This window comes from Campylobacter concisus (genome assembly GCF_002092845.1).
Lineage (GTDB): Bacteria > Campylobacterota > Campylobacteria > Campylobacterales > Campylobacteraceae > Campylobacter_A > Campylobacter_A concisus_AQ.
This window is the reverse complement of the sequence record NZ_LVXF01000040.1, coordinates 1-16087: the sequence shown is the minus strand read 5'-3', so window position 1 is coordinate 16087 and position 16087 is coordinate 1. Positions and strand designations below refer to the sequence as shown.

Below are 16087 nucleotides of genomic sequence, written 5' to 3'. Positions count from 1 at the left end.
ATATTTTTATGATTACGGCGTTTGTTTTATTTCTTATTTTTATGATAAGAGGCGTCATTTTGCAGTCACAGGAGAAGGAGAGGGCAAGAAAAATGGTAAGAGAAAAAAGAGAAAATTTTAATAAAAAGAGTGAAATATGAAAGAGTTATTATTAGAAATTGGAGTTGAGGAGCTTCCAGCGATACCCTTTTTAAGGGAGCTGCCAAATATCAATGCTAAATGGCAGGCTGTGCTTGAAAAATATAATCTTGTAAGTTCTTTTAAGTTTTATTATACGCCGCGTCGTTTGGTCTTTTTTCATGAGAAATTCCCACTAGCTCAGCCTGACAGCGTAGCTAGCTTTATCGGTGCACCAAAACAAGTAGCACTAAAAGACGGAGCTTTCACAAAGGCAGCACTTAGCTTTGCGAATAAATGCGGCATAGATGAAAGTGAGCTTAAATTTAAAGAGATAGACGGCAAAGAGGTGCTTTATTACGAAAAAGAGGTAAAAGGCGAGCCAGTCGCTAAGATAATGGGCGACATAGTTGAGGAGTTTTTAAAGAGCCTAAATTTTGGCAAGTCTATGCGCTGGGGCAACGGCGAGTTTGAGTTTATCCGTCCGATAAGATCGTTTTTGTGTTTGCTTGGCGATGAGGTTATAAAATTTAATAAATTTGGCGTAGAGAGTGGTGATTCAACCTATCCGCACAGAAGCATCAGCTACGACATGATAAAAATTTCAAATATAAAAGAGTATTTTGAAGGCTCAAAGAGCCGTGGTGTCGTGCTTGAGGCGGATGAGAGAGAAAAAATAATCCTTGATGAGTTTGAAAAGATCAGCCAAAAAAGCGGGCTAAAGATCGAAATCGATAAAGACTTGTTAGCTGAAGTCGTGGCGATCACTGAGTATCCGACAGCACTTCTTGGCTCGTTTGAAGAGGAATTTTTGGAGGTGCCAAGCGAGGTCATCATCACTTCCATGAAAGAAAATCAGCGCTACTTCCCAGTCTTTAAAGATGGTAAGCTCGCAAATGGCTTTGTAGTCGTAAGTAACGCCATCACAAAAGATTACTCGCTCATCATCAAGGGCAACGAAAAAGTGCTAAGAGCAAGGCTAAGTGATGCGATGTTCTTTTGGCAAAGCGACCTAGCGCACGAATTTGGCCCAGAAAAACTAAAAAATATAACTTATCTAAAAGAGCTTGGAAGTATCTACGAAAAAGAGCTTAGAGAGCTACAAGTGGCTAAAAAGCTTGCTAGCAACTATGACGAGCTACTCAAAAAAGAAGCTGGCGAGTATAGGGCTAAGCTAGAGCGAGCTGTGATGCTAAGCAAGGCTGATCTTACAACGCAGATGGTTTATGAATTTACCGAGCTTCAAGGCATCATGGGCGCTTACTACGCAAAGGCTAAAAATGAGGACGAAAACGTCGTTCTAGCTATAAAAGAGCAGTATCTGCCAGATGGTGAAGAGGCGCAGTGCCCAAGCAAGGTATTTAGCTCGGTTGTAGCGCTTTCAAATAAGCTTGATACGCTAATGGGGCTCTTTAGCATTGGCAAAATCCCAAGTGGCACGAAAGATCCTTACGCTCTAAGACGTGCGGCAAACGGCGTGATAAAGATCGTTTTGGCACATAATTTGAAATTTAATGTAAAAGAAATTTTAGAAGATATCGCAAAAGATTATAAAAAATTTGATGTTGAAGTGCTTATAAATTTCATCCTTGATAGGCTTTACACTTTCTTTGACGCAAACGCTTCTATCGTAAAAGCATGCATAAAAAGCGGCGAAAAGGATATCTTGGAGCTAACCAAGATGATAGAGGCACTTGCTAAAATTTCTAGCGAGCCAAGCTTTAGAGAGAATTTCTCTACATTTAAGCGCCTTTCAAACATCATCAAAGACGATAAATTTAGCAAGGTTGATGAGAGTCTCTTTGAGATAGATGCTGAAAAAGCTCTGAATGACGCGTTTAAAGAGGTCGATAAGAGCCTAGCATATGAGCCAAGACTAAAAGCACTATTTGCTCTAAAACCGCAGATCGATGAGTTTTTTGACAAAGTTATGATAAATGTTGAAAATGAGAAAGTGCGAAATAATCGCATCGCGGTCATCGGTCAAATTTATAGTGAGATACTAAAAGTAGCTGATATAAAAGAGATCAGCTTTTAAATTTGCGCCAGCTTCAGGCTCTTGCCTAGGCTGGCTTTTTAAAATTTATATTCTAAAACTACCTAAAAATATCGAATTCTGGCTCATAGACCTTAGTTTTTATTCCAAAATATCCAAGAACTGAGCTAAATATAAAATCATGCGAAAGGCTTTCATCTCTCCTGGTTTTTAGCCTTTTTAAAAGTTCTCTATCGCTTGAAAAGACGATGGCAGGGATGTGTTTTTGCTCATCTGGAGCGATGGAATAAGGCAGACCATGTAAATATATGCCATTTTCGCCTAGGCTCTCTCCGTGATCTGAGAAAAAGAACATGGCAACTTCAAATTTATCTTTTCTTGCTTCAAGAGCGTTTATTAGCTCGCTTTGTAGATAGTCCTCATATAAAATGGTGTTGTCGTAGGTGTTTGCTATCTCTTCTGGCGCGCATTTATTTAGCTCGGCAGTGTCACATGTTGGGGTAAATTCTTTAAATTTGCTTGGGTAGCCTTTGTAGTAGATAGGGCCATACGAGCCTTGAAGATGTAGCACGATAAAGGCGGTGGAATTTGCATCTTTGATGACCTTTTTGGCCTCATCAAATATCACTTCGTCAAAACCTTCTGCTCGATGATCTGAAGTATGGTTTTGATCAAGATTGTCACAAACGCCCTTGCAACCGCCGCTATTGTTGCCAAAAAAGTATGTTTTTATGCCAAGTTTATTGATGATATCAACTAAATTTTCACGAGCTTTTGCTTCGCGGTTGCTAAAATCTTCTCGCTTTAAGTCTGAAAATAGGCAAGGCACACTAGTCTCTGTGGCTGTTCCACATGAGTAGAAATTTGTAAAACTTACCACATCTTTTTGCTTGGTGAATTTGTTTGTATCGTTTTTAGCGTAGCAATTTAGCGAGTAGTTTTTGCTCCTTTGCGTCTCGCCAACTATCAAAACTAAAATTTTCTTTTTATCATCAGCTAGTACCGCATCATCTGTTACATAAGTAAAAGGTAGTGGTTTTTGTGTGATCGATTTTACTAGTTTTACAGCTGAATAGATGGGATAGTATGGGAGCAATGCGGTTCTTAAATTCGAGTGTTCTCTAAAAATAAGATAAAAATAATTGCAAATATAAGAAAAAGAGTATAGAAAAAAGAGTGGATTATTTTATAAAAAGTCATAATAATAGGACTCAAGTGTAAATGACTAGAAAATTTAAATAAAAAATAAGATTATTTTTTCTTGCCTTTGGAGTTTTTTGCTTCAGATTTTTTGACTTTCGCATTCTCTTTTATGCTAAGTTTTGCCTTAACTTTTTGCATATCGTTAAAACCAATACCTTGGACTCTTTCAAGTTCATCGATGCTTTTAAATTTATGGGCTTTTCTGTATTTTATAATGTTTAACGCTTGGCCTTTGCTTAGCCCAAGCTCCATTAACTCATTTTTGCTGGCTGTATTTAGATTAGTGCCATATGCAATACTTGCAACTACCAAACAAAGTAAAATTTTAACCTTCATCTTATCTTCCTAAAATAATAATCCATCGTTTTCTTGATCTTGTATGATGTCATTTGCTGGCATATTTTGAGGTAGCGGTGAGTCGTTTGTGTAGTATTCGTCACTGCCACCATAATAGCCTTTATAAACACCATCTGGCTGCTCAAATGCACGTCTTAAAGTAGGATAAAGCTTAATGTAGCCTTCCATAAATTTCTTAAACACAGGTGCGGCTGTTCTACCACCGCCTTCAATCTTTTTCATAGGACTATTGTCGTCATTTCCGTACCAGATTATTGCTTCGATATCAGGTGAGTAACCACAAAACCAAGCATCGATGTTATTATTTGTTGTGCCGGTTTTGCCTGCTATTTGGATGCCGTTTATTTTAGCGTTGCGTCCAGTGCCGTTATTTACGACATTTTGAAGAAGTGTCGTCATCAAAAATGCTTGTTCTGGTTTTAGCACTTGCTTTCTTTGTGGTTCATAGTCCATCGAAGCCCCAAAGCTATTTTCTATATGCTTAATAAGTGTTGGCTCAACCATCTCGCCCTCATTTGGGAACATTGAGTAAAATTTTGCAAAATCAAGTGGTGAAATCCCAAAACTTCCAAGTGCGATAGATAAATTTTCTGGGATATCGTTAAAGCCCATATCAGTAAGCTGTTTACGAACCGAGCTAAGGCCAAGATCGTTTAGCAAATTTATGGTTGCGAGGTTACGAGACTGAGTTATGGCTGATTTTATAGTGATATAGCCTTGAAAACCGCCACTATAGTTCTTTGGTGTCCACTCTTTGCCATTTCCCATATCAAATGTCCTAGCGATATCAGCCACTTGAGAAACGACTGAGTAGCCGCTATCAAGTGCTATTTGATAGATAAATGGCTTAAAGCTAGATCCTGGCTGGCGCTTGCTTTGAGTGGCACGGTTATAGCTACTTTTTGCGTAGTCAATACCGCCAATTAGTGCTAAAATTTGACCACTTTGTGGATGAGTGACTACTATAGCTCCATTTAGAATTTCTGCATTTGCTTTTTTATCGCGCTTTAAAATTTCATTGTAGCCATAGACTAGAGCTTCTTGAGCGATCTTTTGGACATTTAGATCAACTGTGCTTTGTATTTTATAGCCACCAGTTTTTATATCGTCAAATTTCTTTGAAGCCTCTTTTATTATCTCATCGACTACGTAAGGGGCTTTATTTCTTGTCAGAGTATCGTCAAAGACTGCTGGCTCTTCAAGCACGCCTTTACGGTACTCGTCCTCGTTTATCCAGCCGATGCTATACATTCTCTCAAGCACTCTATTTGCACGGCTAAGCGACAAGTCAAGGTGCTTTGTAGGATCATAGGTACTTGGAGCCTTTGGCAGGCCAACTAGCATGGCGACCTCTTTTATGCTTAGCTCATTTAGCTCTTTTCTAAAATATCCCTCAGCTGCCGTTTTTATGCCGTAGTAGCCATGTCCAAAATAGACGTGATTTAGGTATCTTTCGATGATATCTTCTTTGCTAAGCTCGCTTTCAAGCTTCATGGCAAGCACGATTTCTTTTATCTTTCTTGTAAATTTCTTCTCACGGCTTAGAGCCAAATTTTTAATGAGCTGTTGTGTTAGTGTTGAAGCACCCTCGACCAGCTTTCTAGCTTTAATATCTTTTATGGCAGCCCTTGCCATGGCTTCTACGTTTATACCACCATGCTCAAAGTAGCTCGTATCCTCAATAGCCACGAGTGCTTCGATGACACGCGGCGGGATGTCGTTATATTTTACGTAAATTCTATTTTCTTCAAAGATATTCGCGATGAGTTCGTTGTTTCTATCAAAAATTTGTGTTGTAAGCTTTGGTTTATAATCAATAATAGCGTAAGCATCAAATCTAACTTGTGAATAAAAATATAAAAATGCTCCGCCAAGCGAAATGGCAACTATAAAGATAAATGCCAAGATATATTTCATAAAAATGCCTTTAATATTTTTAAATTTAGTCCCATGGCTGTGCTGGTTTCGCCGTGTTGGGAAATGATATATTTTTTATTAAAATTTTCTATCGTCATGGCTCCAGCCTTGCCTTGCCACTCATTATTTTTTATGTATTCATTAAGGTCATACTCGTCAAATTTTTTAAATTTATATGTAGTCTTACTTACGTTTATAAGCTCAAATTCGCCTAAAAATATCATCGCTGTATAGACGCTGCATTCGTTGCCACTTTGTAAATTTAGCATGGCAATCGCTTCTTTTTCGTCCTTTGCTTTACCTAAAATTTTATCCCCACACGCCACACAGCTATCTGCAAAGAGCAAATTTTTAAGACCTATATTTTCTTTTAAAAATTGCTCTTTTTTGGCTTTTACGACGTTTTGGACATAAATTTCAGGCTTTACGTTTTTTTCTATCTTGCTCTCGTCAAACTGGAAAGAAATTTGAGTGAAATTTATGCCAGCATCTTTTAATAAATTTGCCCTTGTTGGTGAGCTTGAAGCGAGTGTTATCATAAAAATACCTTATAGCTTATGCCAAGATAAATAGCTGCTAGGGAAGCTAATAAATTTAGCGGTGTGAAGTAATAAATTATAACGATCAAACTCTCATTTAGCTCGATCATTTCATGCGATCTTAGTGCTTTTAAGGCCTTTTTGTATCTATAAAATATATAACTTAAATTTAATAACAAAAATAGTTCTATTGCGCATTTTGTTGCTACCATCGCACTTGCCATAGGATTTGTCAAATTTGCATCATAAAATCCAAAAATTATAACCACACTTGTCGCTATCACGCAAAGGATTAGTATGAAAATCGCAATGCCAAAGCGTCTTATAATGTGAAGTAAGATGTGATAACGTTCCTTGTCTTCAAATTTATTTTTTATAAAGTAGCTTCCAACAAGTACAAGACCAGCTTGTAGCCCCACAAAAAGAGCTACAAAGCACACATGCAAAAATAGTACTACTTGGTCAAATTTTATAAAAGCTATATCGTAATGACTCATTTTTCTAAGGCTTGCCTTGCGTACTCAAGTGAGTCTTTTATCGCATCTTCTATCATCGATGCATCTTTGCCACCGGCTGTTGCAAAGTCATCTTTGCCACCGCCATTGCCACCTAGGATTTGCGCTGCAAATTTTACCCAAGCACCAGCTTTTAAAGGAGCATTTTTGACTCCAGCTGCAAGAGAAATTTTGCCACTCTCATCGGCTTGGATTAGCAAAATAGCAGCACTTTCATGCTCATTTTTAAACTCATCTATCAAGGTTTTTATATCTCCACCATCTACGCTTGTGACGCAAAGCTTGGTTTTATTTATATCTAAATAGACTAGCTCATGAGAATTTTTAGCATTTTTTAGTTTGTCTTTTAAAACTCTTAGTTCATTTTTTAGCTTTTTGACCGCATTTAGTGGCTCGGTGCTTTTTAGCTCATCTTTTAGCTCGTCAAGCTCGGCTCTAAATGATTTTGCTAAATTTAGCGCAGCTCTTGAGCAAACAGCCTCTATACGCCTAACGCCAGCACTTACGCCACTCTCTTTTGTGATGAAAAATGATCCGATCTCATCTATATTTTTTACGTGTGTGCCACCGCAAAGCTCTTTGCTAACATTGCCAAAGCTAACGACTCTTACATTATCAGCGTATTTTTCATTAAATAGTGCGATAGCTCCACTATTTTTAGCATCTTCAAGTTTCATAAGTTCTGTTTTTGAGTTAGCACCATTTAGTATCCACTCATTTACCAAATTTTCGACCTTTGAAATTTCTTCGCTAGTAAGTGCTTTTGGATGTGAGAAGTCGAACCTTAGCCTATCTGCTTCTACACTTGAGCCAGCTTGAGCGATATGCGTGCCAAGCACGTTTCTAAGGGCTGCGTGAAGTAAGTGTGTAGCACTGTGATGACGTGCGATCTGGGCTCTATCGCTGCCAACTTCAAGCTCTACTTCATCACCAACTTTTAGCGCCGCATTAGTTTTTACTAAAGATAAATTTAGTCCATGAAATTTTTGTGTATCAAGTACATTTGCTTTGCCCACTATCTTACCGCTATCACCGCACTGACCGCCACTTTGAGCGTAAAATGGAGTGACATCAAACATCACCCAGCCCTCTTTGCCAGCATCTAGGCTATCTACATTTTTAAACTCTTCATCAAGTAGGGCTAGAATTTTACTTTTGCTCTTAAGCTCTTCGTAACCTATAAATTTATTCTCGCCAAATTTTTCAAGTAGCTCTTTAAAGTCGCCCTTCGCGCTCTTGTCGCCACTGCCTTTCCAGGCAGCTTTTGCGCGTGCTTTTTGCTCACTCATAAGCTCATCAAACCTTGCCTCATCGACTTTTAGGCCCTTTTCTCTAAGCATATCAGCTGTTAGATCAAGCGGAAAGCCAAATGTGTCATAAAGCTTAAACGCAGCCTCTCCGCTAAAAATTTCTTTTGTATTTTTAAGCTCGCTCTCAAATAGCTCCAAACCGCTAGCAATAGTCGCTAGAAATCTCTCTTCTTCAAGCTTTATCTGCTCTTTTACAGCCGCTTTTTTCTCATTTAGATAGGTGTAGTGCTCGCCCATAAGCTCGCAAACTTTATCGACAAGCTTATACATAAATGGCTCTTTTATGCCTAGCAAGTATCCGTGACGGATCGCACGGCGTAAGATGCGGCGAAGCACGTAGCCACGGCCTTCTTTGTCAAATGTTGTACCTTGAGCTAGCAAAAATGTGACTGAGCGGATGTGATCGCTTATGACGCGGTAGCTAGCGCCACTTTCATAGACATATGGCTTGCCGCAAAGCTTTGCTACTTCGCTAATTAGTGGCATAAAAAGTGTGCTGTCGTAGTTGCTAAATTTACTTTGTAAGATAGCAGTAACGCGCTCAAGCCCCATGCCAGTATCGATGCTTGGTTTTGGTAGTGGGCTTAGTTTGCCATCCGCGCTTCTTTCATACTGCATGAAAACAAGGTTCCAGATCTCTAAAAACCTATCTCCATCGCCACCCATGTAGTCTTCAGGTGTGTTAAAGTGCTCAGCACCTTGATCGTAAAAAATTTCACTACAAGGACCACATGGTCCAGTATCTCCCATTTGCCAGAAGTTATCGTGATCGCCAAAGCGGTAAATTCTCTCTTTTGCGATGTGAGTGCTCCAAATTTCAAATGCTTCATCGTCGCTTTCGTGAACGGTTACATAAAGCTTATCTTTTGGCAGTTTTAACACCTCTGTTACAAATTCCCAAGCGTAAGCGATCGCCTCTTTTTTGAAGTATTCGCCAAAACTAAAATTTCCTAGCATCTCAAAAAATGTGTGGTGGCGCGCTGTATAGCCGACGTTATCAAGATCGTTGTGCTTTCCGCCAGCTCTTATGCAGGTCTGACAGCTAGTGCGAATAGGTGGTGTTGGGCGTGGCACTTCGCCTGTGAAAATGCTCTTAAATGGAACCATGCCAGCATTTGTGAAAAGTAGTGTTGCATCGTTTGGCACGAGTGGTGCTGAAGCTACTACTTCGTGACCTTTTGATTTAAAAAAATCAAGATATGCCTTTCTTATATCTAAATTTTGCATTTTTATCCTCGTTAGTTTTAAATTTTGCTCGATTTTAGCTAAAAATCGTTTGTAAATTTATAAAAAAATACAAAATTAATTTTTGCTTAATATATTTTATAAATTTATTTGTTTAAAAGCGATTTGCGATTAAAATAGCCTAAAAATTTATAACTAAAAGGTCTTTAGTGAAACTCAAAATTGGCATTGTTGGATACAATCTGGTTGGCAAGCGGCACTATATGGAGCTGAGGCGTTCTGACAAATTTGAAGTTTGTGGAGTTTTTGATAAAGAAAATAGAGATGATGCTTGCAGAGCTCCGTTTTTTGATGAGTTTAAAAAATTTATAGAAGTAGCCCAGCCGCAAGCTGTCGTACTTTGTCTGCCTCAACATGAGATAGTAGAGGCCTTTTGTCAGTGTGCAAAATATTGCCAAAATATCTTGATTTCAAGGCCGATATTTAAAAGTGTAAGCGAGCTAAAAGAGATAAAATATGCTTCAGTAGTAAATAAAGTAAGAGTTTGTACTGGCGTTGATGAGCGCTTTAATCCGACAATCGTTTCATTAAAAAAGGCACTTTTAAAAGAAGAAGAAATTTATAGCATTTCAATTGCGCATTTTAGACCACTTTGCGAAGGAAATATTATAAATGAGCTTTCACTTTGCGATATAGACCTTGCGAAAAATTTAGTAGATAGTGAAATTTGTAGCTTTTTTTATACTCAGGCAAATAAAACAAATACCAAAATATGCGACAATGTTGGAATAAACATTAAAATGAAAAATCAAATTTTGGTGAGTATTACTGATTCTTTTTGTGGCTCTTTGGAGCGTTTTAAGATAGAAGTAAACGCCAAAGAAGGTGTTTATTTTGGCGATCTTATCGATTATAAGCTTCATAGAGTCAATGAAAATGGGCAGATGAATTTAAAAACTGACCCCATAAATAATGAGATAAAAGCTCAATACGATGCCTTTTATGATCTTTGTCAAAGCGGCGAAAGTAGCGAGCTTTCAAGCATTGATGATGCGATAAAAATCAAAGAGCTATTTTGATGAAAAAGGCACTTTTGCTTTTGAATATGGGTGGGGCAAACAGCCTTGCTGATGTAGAAATTTTTCTAAAAAATATGTTTAACGACCCGTATATTTTGGGTATAAAGAATAAATTTTTAAGAAAATTTGTAGCTTTTATGATCACAAAAGGTAGGCTAAAAACAGCTAAGCATAACTACGAACAAATAGGTGGCAAATCGCCTATTTGCGAGCTTACAGCTAAGCTTTGCGATAAAATTTCAAGCTTGCAAAATGAGTTTGATGCAGTTGATTTTGCGATGAACTATACTTCACCATTTGTAAAAGATGTGCTTAAAAAGTATGAAAATTTTGACGAGATAGTGCTTTTGCCACTTTATCCTCATCATTCACAAACTACGATAACTTCAAGTTTAGATGACTTTAAAAAAGCAAAAGATGAGCTAGAGATAAAGGCTAAAATTTTTCTTTGTGGACCATTTTACGATGATGAAATTTACAACAAAATCATAATCTCGCACATAAATGAAGCTATAAATAATATAGATGTAAGCGATGTGGAGCTTATCTTTTCAGCTCATTCGTTGCCTCAAAAAATTATCGATAAAGGCGATGTCTACGAAAAACATATAAATGAGCATGTGCAAATTTTAAGCAAAATGATAAAAGATAGCGGATTAAACTTCAAAGAGATAAATTTAGCCTACCAGTCGCGCCTTGGCCCTGTAAAATGGCTAGAGCCCTCACTAAATGAAATTTTGGCAAAGTGCAAGAGTAAAAAGGCCCTTATCTATCCACTCTCTTTTTGTATAGATAACTCTGAGACTATTTTTGAGCTAGTTATTGAGTATGCAAAGATCGCAAAAGAGCTAAATTTTAGCTTCTACAAGGTTGTTTGGTGCCCAAATTTTAGTGATGAGTTTGCTAGTTTTATCTTACAAAAAGCAAAAACAGCCAAAGAGATTAACTTTTAGGAATAAATCTTGCTTATAAAATATATCTCAATACAGTAAAAAGGAGATATATGAAGGTACAAAATAACGACATAATCGATTATCTATTGCAATCAGGCTCAAGCAAAACTAAGGATAAAAAAAATAGTTTTGATGAAATTTTAAACCTTGCTATGGATAAAATCGCAAGCGATGCAAAAATTTCAGATAAGATTGAACAGTTTAAAAAAAGGCTTACTGAAATCGGCGCAGTTGGTTTTATAAGCGAGTTAAATTCTAACAAGATAGAAGAGAAAATAGCCCAAAAGAAAAAGGAGCTAACTGAACTTCTAGGCATAGATGATCCCGCAAAAACACAGGATCAAAAGAATGAGCTGCTTAAGATAATGGATAAAATTTTAAGTGATTACCGCAAAGAGCTAAATGTAGCACTTGCCAATCAAGCTCTGCTAGAGAAGCAAAAAAATCTTAATAGTAAGAATAGTAGCTCGGTTAATCTAAGTTCTGTTTTAAATGAGCTAGGACTTGCTTAAAATTTATATAAAAGATATTTAAGCCTATATAACTTTGCCAAAAATCTATCTTTTTACGGCAAAGTTATGCCAAATTTTATAGCAGCCCCGTATATTATTGCGCTAATTAATCCAGCAAAAAAACCAGCCACCATATCATCGCCCATTACGCCAAGGCCACCTTTTACATTGCGGTCGATCCTGCCTATTATCGAAGGCTTTTTAATATCAAGTACTCTAAAAAGTACAAGCGAGAGTATGAGCTGAGAAATCGTAGCTCCGCTAATGGCAATAGCAAGCCAAACGCCAGCAACTTCGTCGATCACGATAAAGCTCTCGTCGTGCGAATTTACCTTTTTTTCAAAATCATCAATAACGCTGATGCTTACCAAAAATAGCAAAATGCTAGCTAGAAAAAGCGTGGTTGATGATAAAAAATAAAGCACAAAATAAGCTACCACAGCACCAGCTATAGAACCCCAAGTACCAGGCGCTTTTGGCAAAAGTCCAAATCCAAAAAAAGTTAAAAATAGTTTTTGCATAAATTTCCTTAAGTAAGTGATGACGTTTGATAAAGCTTCATAAGCTCTTCGTAAAAGTCGCGGTCAGTTTTGTTTTCAAGTAGTCCTGAATTTACAAAAAGATCATCACAAAGCTTTTGCACGTCTTTGAAGCGATTTGTAAAGAGTTTGCTTAAAACTAGTGCAGAAATTTCTGGCCTCACAAGAATGGCTGGTGGCATAATGCCGTTAAATAGCAGCTCCTTGATAACATCTGGATGATATTTGATCTGATGATGTTGTCCGTGTGGGCAACTTTTGGTACTAACTAGTGTCTTGCATTTGTTGCAATAAACTAGTTCTGGTAGCACGATTACCTCTAAATTTAGGTCGTTTTTATAAATATCAAGAATCGTATGAGCTTCATTGTGATCAAAAAACATTCCAATTCCTGAGTGGTTTTGTCCGATGACTAGCTTATTTGCCCCAAATCTTGAAGCAGCGATACACTCAAGTGTTGGGTTTGCATGTGAGCTAAAAAGAGTCGTGTTTTTTAGAGCAAAGACAAAGACCTTTTTTATTGGTAAATAATTTTGTATAAAATAGTCTAACACTTGCTTTCTAATCTCGTAATCAACGTGCTTTTCTTCACGTGTTCGTATTAAAAAAATGATTACTAAATCAGCCTTGTCAATAGTCATTCTAACAAGGCGCTCGTGAGCTCTATTAAATGGATCAGCCGTTAAAAAGACAGCCGTTATCTTTTTAGCGCCATCTTCTTTTATTAGATCATTTAGTGCATTTTTGCTTATTTGCATACTTTCATCATAAAGCTCAAATTCACCACTAATGCCGTATTTGCCTAAATTTAGCTCTTTATCATTGCTGGCTTCATTTGCTAAAAATATATTTTTAGCCCTCATGTTCTCGTCAAATTTAAAGACCTTAGCAACATTGATGTGTCCAACGATCTTACCATCAAGATTTAGATTTACCTTTTGTCCAGGAGTAAGCTTGCTGGCAATATTTTGATTTAGCTCGCCAAATGGAGCAAATCCAAAAGAATACGGCATCGGCTCGCCATTAAAATAGCCCTTTTTGCTCACCTCTTTTATCTGCTCATCATCCATAAGTGAGTCGTAATCTGAGAGAATTTTATTTTTTATTAGCTCCAAAGCACCAAAAACTTCGGTATTTATAGAAATTTCACTATTTTTTCTTGCTGACGTCATATTTCTTTCTCTTTTCCCAAAGTGATTTTCTAGAAATTCCAAGCTTCTTGCTAAGTTCTGTATCAGGGAATTTATCTTGATAATTAACGATTACGTACTTTATATATTCATCGATCGTAACGATCTCATCGATATTGAAATTTTTATCGCGTCCTGAAAGTTCAAGCTCGTCAAATGGTGCTTTTTGTGCAAAGTCGCTAGTTGAGATTGCGACCTTTTTCTTTTTGCAAATTTCTAAAATTTTCTCTTTTTCTTCTTGTTTTAGCTCCTCTAAATTTGTCATATAGATTAGCTCGTCACCATTTTTGGCTAGTGCCTTTTCAAGCTCAGAGAAACAGGCTTTGCCTAAAAATAAAAATGGCAATTTGCAAGCTTTTACGTAGCTAAAAATAAATTTATCGCTGTATCCGCTTTTGCTTGATTTTAAAAGCAGTGGAAATTTTATCTTTTTTGCCTCAAAGCTAGAAATTTCGTACTCTTTTAAAGCGTAATTTACGTAGCTTTCATAGTTTTTGATCTCGTTTTTGAAATTTCTAAATTCCTCAAAATGCTTTATCTTTCTAACTAGCTCTTCTATCATAAACGGCTTTTGGATGTAATCAACCGCACCTGCCTGAATCGGCTTTAGCACAGTGTCGCTATTGATATAAGCGATTAATAAAATGATGATAGAGCTTTTAAATTTTTCAATAACAGGGTAAAAATCCTGCCCTGGAAGTGTGGTAGAAAGTAACACTACATCAAAATTTTCAAACTTCAATGCTTCTTTTACGCTTTTAGCGATCTCGCAATCGTAGCCAAAGTCAGCTAGTTTACTAGCCATCGAGCCAGCTAGGTAAATTTCATTTTCTACTATTAAAATTTTCATATTTGCTTCCAGTTGTAAAATTTAAGGCTTGCACTTGCCATTACGGCGATCCCTTCGCATCTGCCAACAAAGCCAAGCCCTTCAGTAGTCGTTGCCTTTACATTTATGCGGCTCTGGCTTAATTTTAGAGCTTTTGCTATGTTTGCCTCCATTTTTGACTTTAGCTTTGAAATTTTTGGTTTTTGTGCCATTATCGTGATATCAGCGTTTGTTAGCACAAAACCCACACTTTGCACCCTTTTGTAAGCTTCCTCAAGCAAGTAAATGGAGCTAATATCTTTAAATTTAGCGTCCGTATCAGGGAAAAGCTCGCCTATATCGCCAAGCCCAGCAGCTCCCAAGATAGCGTCAGTTAGTGCATGAAGCGCCACGTCGCCGTCGCTGTGAGCTTTTAGCCCAAACTCATAGTCGATCTTCTCGCCACAAAGCACAAGCGGACGCCCCTTTTCAAACTCATGCACGTCAAAGCCATTTCCCACAAAGACTTCATTTTCTGGCTCTTTTAAGGCAGAAATTTTAGCAAGATCCTCTTTGTAAGTGATCTTTCTTGCCATCTCATCACCTAAAATTTGCCATACGCTTGCGCCAATGGCTCTCATAGCTGAGCTATCATCTGTGTAAATTTCGTCGCTGCTAAGAGCCTTTTTAAGAAGTGCTGTACGAGAGAGTTGTGGTGTTTGGATAAGCTTTACCTTATCTCTATCAACCACATTTTCGCCAAGATAAGCAGTGTCTGCGATCTTTAGTGCTGGAACTACACAATCGGCCTGATTTGCTGCCTCTATAATCTTGTGAAAAAGCTCGCTTGAGATACAAGGGCGAGCGATGTCGCTAACTAAGACAAATTCGCTATTTACTAATTCAAGTGCGTTTTTTAGGCTATCTTGTCTGGTTTCACCGCCATCAACAAATTTATAATTTGGAGTAAATTTTGACATATATTTGCACTCTTTGCTAACGACAATGATCTCTTTAAATGTGTAAAAGTTACTCAAATTTTTAGTGGCAAATAGCCAAAGTGGATCGCTTCCTATTCGAAGCCATTGCTTCTTTACTGGTAGCTCAAAACGGCTAGAATTTCCTGCTCCAAGCATTATAAGTGATATATCAAGCAAGGTAGCTCCTTGTTAAAAATTGTTACAGAATTATACATCTCAAAACTTCAAAATTTCTTTTTAAAAAGTAAATTTTTAAAAGCTTATTTAGTTAGTTTAAATCAAAAAAGGACTAAAATGAGGTTTTTAAAAATCAAAAAAGGCCTTATATGAGAGATAAGACGCAGATGTATTATGCTAGGCGCGGCGAGATAACGCAAGAGATGAGCTATGTGGCAAGGATCGAAGGGCTTAGTGAAAATTTGGTGATGGATGGTGTTGCAAAAGGTAGCATCATCATCCCAGCAAATATAAATCATAAAAATTTAAAGCCAATGGGCATAGGCAGAAAGCTAAAGACAAAGGTCAATGCAAATATCGGCAACTCAAGCTTAAGCAGTGACATTTGTACTGAGCTTAGAAAGCTTGAAATTTGCCTGGAATTTGGCGCCGATACGGTTATGGATCTAAGCACCGATGGCGATCTAGATGCTATTAGAAGTGCGATTATCGAGCATTCAAGCGTACCAATTGGCACAGTGCCTATGTATGAAATTTTAAAAGAGGCAAAAGAGGTTACAAATATCACAAATGAGCTCATTTTAGAGATACTTGAAAAGCAAGCGAAGCAAGGGGTTAGTTACTTTACGATACACGCTGGCTTTTTGCGTGAGTTTTTGCCACTTGTTAAAAAGCGTAAAATGGGCATAGTAAGCCGTGGTGGCAGTTTA

The 16087-nt window shown here is 37.5% G+C and carries 15 protein-coding genes; 5 read left to right on the top strand and 10 right to left on the bottom strand.

Annotated elements, in window-relative coordinates:
- Window positions 1–136: 136 nt before the first annotated feature.
- The gene (gene glyS / locus A3854_RS08125; RefSeq protein WP_084042055.1) at window positions 137–2155 is read left to right on the top strand and encodes a glycine--tRNA ligase subunit beta; all 2019 of its coding nucleotides are present in this window, start codon (window positions 137–139) and stop codon (window positions 2153–2155) included.
- A 58-nt stretch (window positions 2156–2213) separates the two neighbouring features.
- Here the strand turns inward: glyS and A3854_RS08120 are convergent, their stop codons facing one another.
- From A3854_RS08120 to alaS, 6 genes are all read right to left on the bottom strand, one after another.
- Entirely contained in the window at window positions 2214–3209 is a 996-nt protein-coding gene (locus A3854_RS08120) for a phosphoethanolamine transferase (RefSeq protein ID WP_257639903.1), read from the bottom strand.
- A 155-nt stretch (window positions 3210–3364) separates the two neighbouring features.
- Window positions 3365–3652: a ComEA family DNA-binding protein gene (locus A3854_RS08115; protein WP_084042054.1), complete on the bottom strand. Its 288-nt coding sequence runs from the start codon at window positions 3650–3652 to the stop codon at window positions 3365–3367.
- Window positions 3653–3661: 9 nt separating this feature from the next.
- The gene (locus A3854_RS08110; protein ID WP_084042053.1) at window positions 3662–5590 is read right to left on the bottom strand and encodes a transglycosylase domain-containing protein; all 1929 of its coding nucleotides are present in this window, start codon (window positions 5588–5590) and stop codon (window positions 3662–3664) included.
- On the bottom strand, window positions 5587–6129 hold the full coding sequence (maf, locus tag A3854_RS08105; protein WP_084042052.1) for a septum formation inhibitor Maf: 543 nt from the start codon (window positions 6127–6129) through the stop codon (window positions 5587–5589). Before maf ends, A3854_RS08110 begins: the two co-directional genes overlap by 4 nt.
- Window positions 6126–6626, bottom strand: coding sequence for a 3-isopropylmalate dehydratase (locus A3854_RS08100; protein WP_084042051.1), 501 nt, complete (start codon window positions 6624–6626; stop codon window positions 6126–6128). The genes maf and A3854_RS08100 overlap by 4 nt, the downstream gene beginning before the upstream one ends.
- A complete protein-coding gene (alaS, locus tag A3854_RS08095; RefSeq protein ID WP_084042050.1) occupies window positions 6623–9181 on the bottom strand; it encodes an alanine--tRNA ligase in 2559 nt (852 codons plus the stop codon). Before alaS ends, A3854_RS08100 begins: the two co-directional genes overlap by 4 nt.
- Window positions 9182–9348: 167 nt before the next feature.
- Here alaS and A3854_RS08090 point away from each other — a divergent pair, with 167 nt between their 5' ends.
- From A3854_RS08090 to A3854_RS08080, 3 genes are read left to right on the top strand one after another with little or no spacing between them, the layout of a single operon-like run.
- Entirely contained in the window at window positions 9349–10218 is an 870-nt protein-coding gene (locus A3854_RS08090; RefSeq protein ID WP_084042049.1) for a Gfo/Idh/MocA family protein, read from the top strand.
- Window positions 10218–11171 (top strand): ferrochelatase, encoded by a 954-nt coding sequence (gene hemH, locus A3854_RS08085; RefSeq protein ID WP_084042048.1) that lies wholly within the window; start codon window positions 10218–10220, stop codon window positions 11169–11171. Before A3854_RS08090 ends, hemH begins: the two co-directional genes overlap by 1 nt.
- Before the next feature lie 50 nt (window positions 11172–11221).
- A complete protein-coding gene (locus A3854_RS08080; RefSeq protein ID WP_084042047.1) occupies window positions 11222–11683 on the top strand; it encodes a response regulator in 462 nt (153 codons plus the stop codon).
- A 53-nt stretch (window positions 11684–11736) separates the two neighbouring features.
- Here A3854_RS08080 and A3854_RS08075 read toward each other — a convergent pair whose 3' ends face one another.
- From A3854_RS08075 to A3854_RS08060, 4 genes are read right to left on the bottom strand one after another with little or no spacing between them, the layout of a single operon-like run.
- Window positions 11737–12204, bottom strand: coding sequence for a phosphatidylglycerophosphatase A family protein (locus tag A3854_RS08075; protein WP_084042046.1), 468 nt, complete (start codon window positions 12202–12204; stop codon window positions 11737–11739).
- Window positions 12205–12212: 8 nt separating this feature from the next.
- The gene (locus A3854_RS08070; RefSeq protein ID WP_084042045.1) at window positions 12213–13394 is read right to left on the bottom strand and encodes a sulfate adenylyltransferase; all 1182 of its coding nucleotides are present in this window, start codon (window positions 13392–13394) and stop codon (window positions 12213–12215) included.
- Window positions 13372–14262 (bottom strand): response regulator, encoded by an 891-nt coding sequence (locus tag A3854_RS08065; RefSeq protein ID WP_084042044.1) that lies wholly within the window; start codon window positions 14260–14262, stop codon window positions 13372–13374. The genes A3854_RS08070 and A3854_RS08065 overlap by 23 nt, the downstream gene beginning before the upstream one ends.
- Entirely contained in the window at window positions 14259–15377 is a 1119-nt protein-coding gene (locus tag A3854_RS08060) for a bifunctional 2-C-methyl-D-erythritol 4-phosphate cytidylyltransferase/2-C-methyl-D-erythritol 2,4-cyclodiphosphate synthase (RefSeq protein ID WP_084042043.1), read from the bottom strand. Before A3854_RS08060 ends, A3854_RS08065 begins: the two co-directional genes overlap by 4 nt.
- 149 nt (window positions 15378–15526) lie before the next feature.
- On the opposite strand from A3854_RS08060, the gene A3854_RS08055 reads away from it, so the two are divergent.
- A partial coding sequence (locus tag A3854_RS08055) for a phosphomethylpyrimidine synthase ThiC (RefSeq protein WP_180378674.1) occupies window positions 15527–16087 on the top strand: 561 nt, incomplete at its 3' end.

Excerpts from the sequence above, each read along its gene's own strand:
- A3854_RS08065 (WP_084042044.1), bottom strand. The coding sequence starts at position 14,262 with ATGAAAATTTTAATAGTAGAAAATGAAATTTACCTAGCTGGCTCGATG.
- A3854_RS08075 (WP_084042046.1), bottom strand. The coding sequence starts at position 12,204 with ATGCAAAAACTATTTTTAACTTTTTTTGGATTTGGACTTTTGCCAAAA.
- A3854_RS08100 (WP_084042051.1), bottom strand. The coding sequence starts at position 6,626 with ATGAGTCATTACGATATAGCTTTTATAAAATTTGACCAAGTAGTACTA.
- glyS (WP_084042055.1), top strand. The coding sequence starts at position 137 with ATGAAAGAGTTATTATTAGAAATTGGAGTTGAGGAGCTTCCAGCGATA.
- hemH (WP_084042048.1), top strand. The coding sequence starts at position 10,218 with ATGAAAAAGGCACTTTTGCTTTTGAATATGGGTGGGGCAAACAGCCTT.
- maf (WP_084042052.1), bottom strand. The coding sequence starts at position 6,129 with ATGATAACACTCGCTTCAAGCTCACCAACAAGGGCAAATTTATTAAAA.
- A3854_RS08110 (WP_084042053.1), bottom strand. The coding sequence starts at position 5,590 with ATGAAATATATCTTGGCATTTATCTTTATAGTTGCCATTTCGCTTGGC.
- alaS (WP_084042050.1), bottom strand. The coding sequence starts at position 9,181 with ATGCAAAATTTAGATATAAGAAAGGCATATCTTGATTTTTTTAAATCA.
- A3854_RS08115 (WP_084042054.1), bottom strand. The coding sequence starts at position 3,652 with ATGAAGGTTAAAATTTTACTTTGTTTGGTAGTTGCAAGTATTGCATAT.
- A3854_RS08080 (WP_084042047.1), top strand. The coding sequence starts at position 11,222 with ATGAAGGTACAAAATAACGACATAATCGATTATCTATTGCAATCAGGC.
- A3854_RS08070 (WP_084042045.1), bottom strand. The coding sequence starts at position 13,394 with ATGACGTCAGCAAGAAAAAATAGTGAAATTTCTATAAATACCGAAGTT.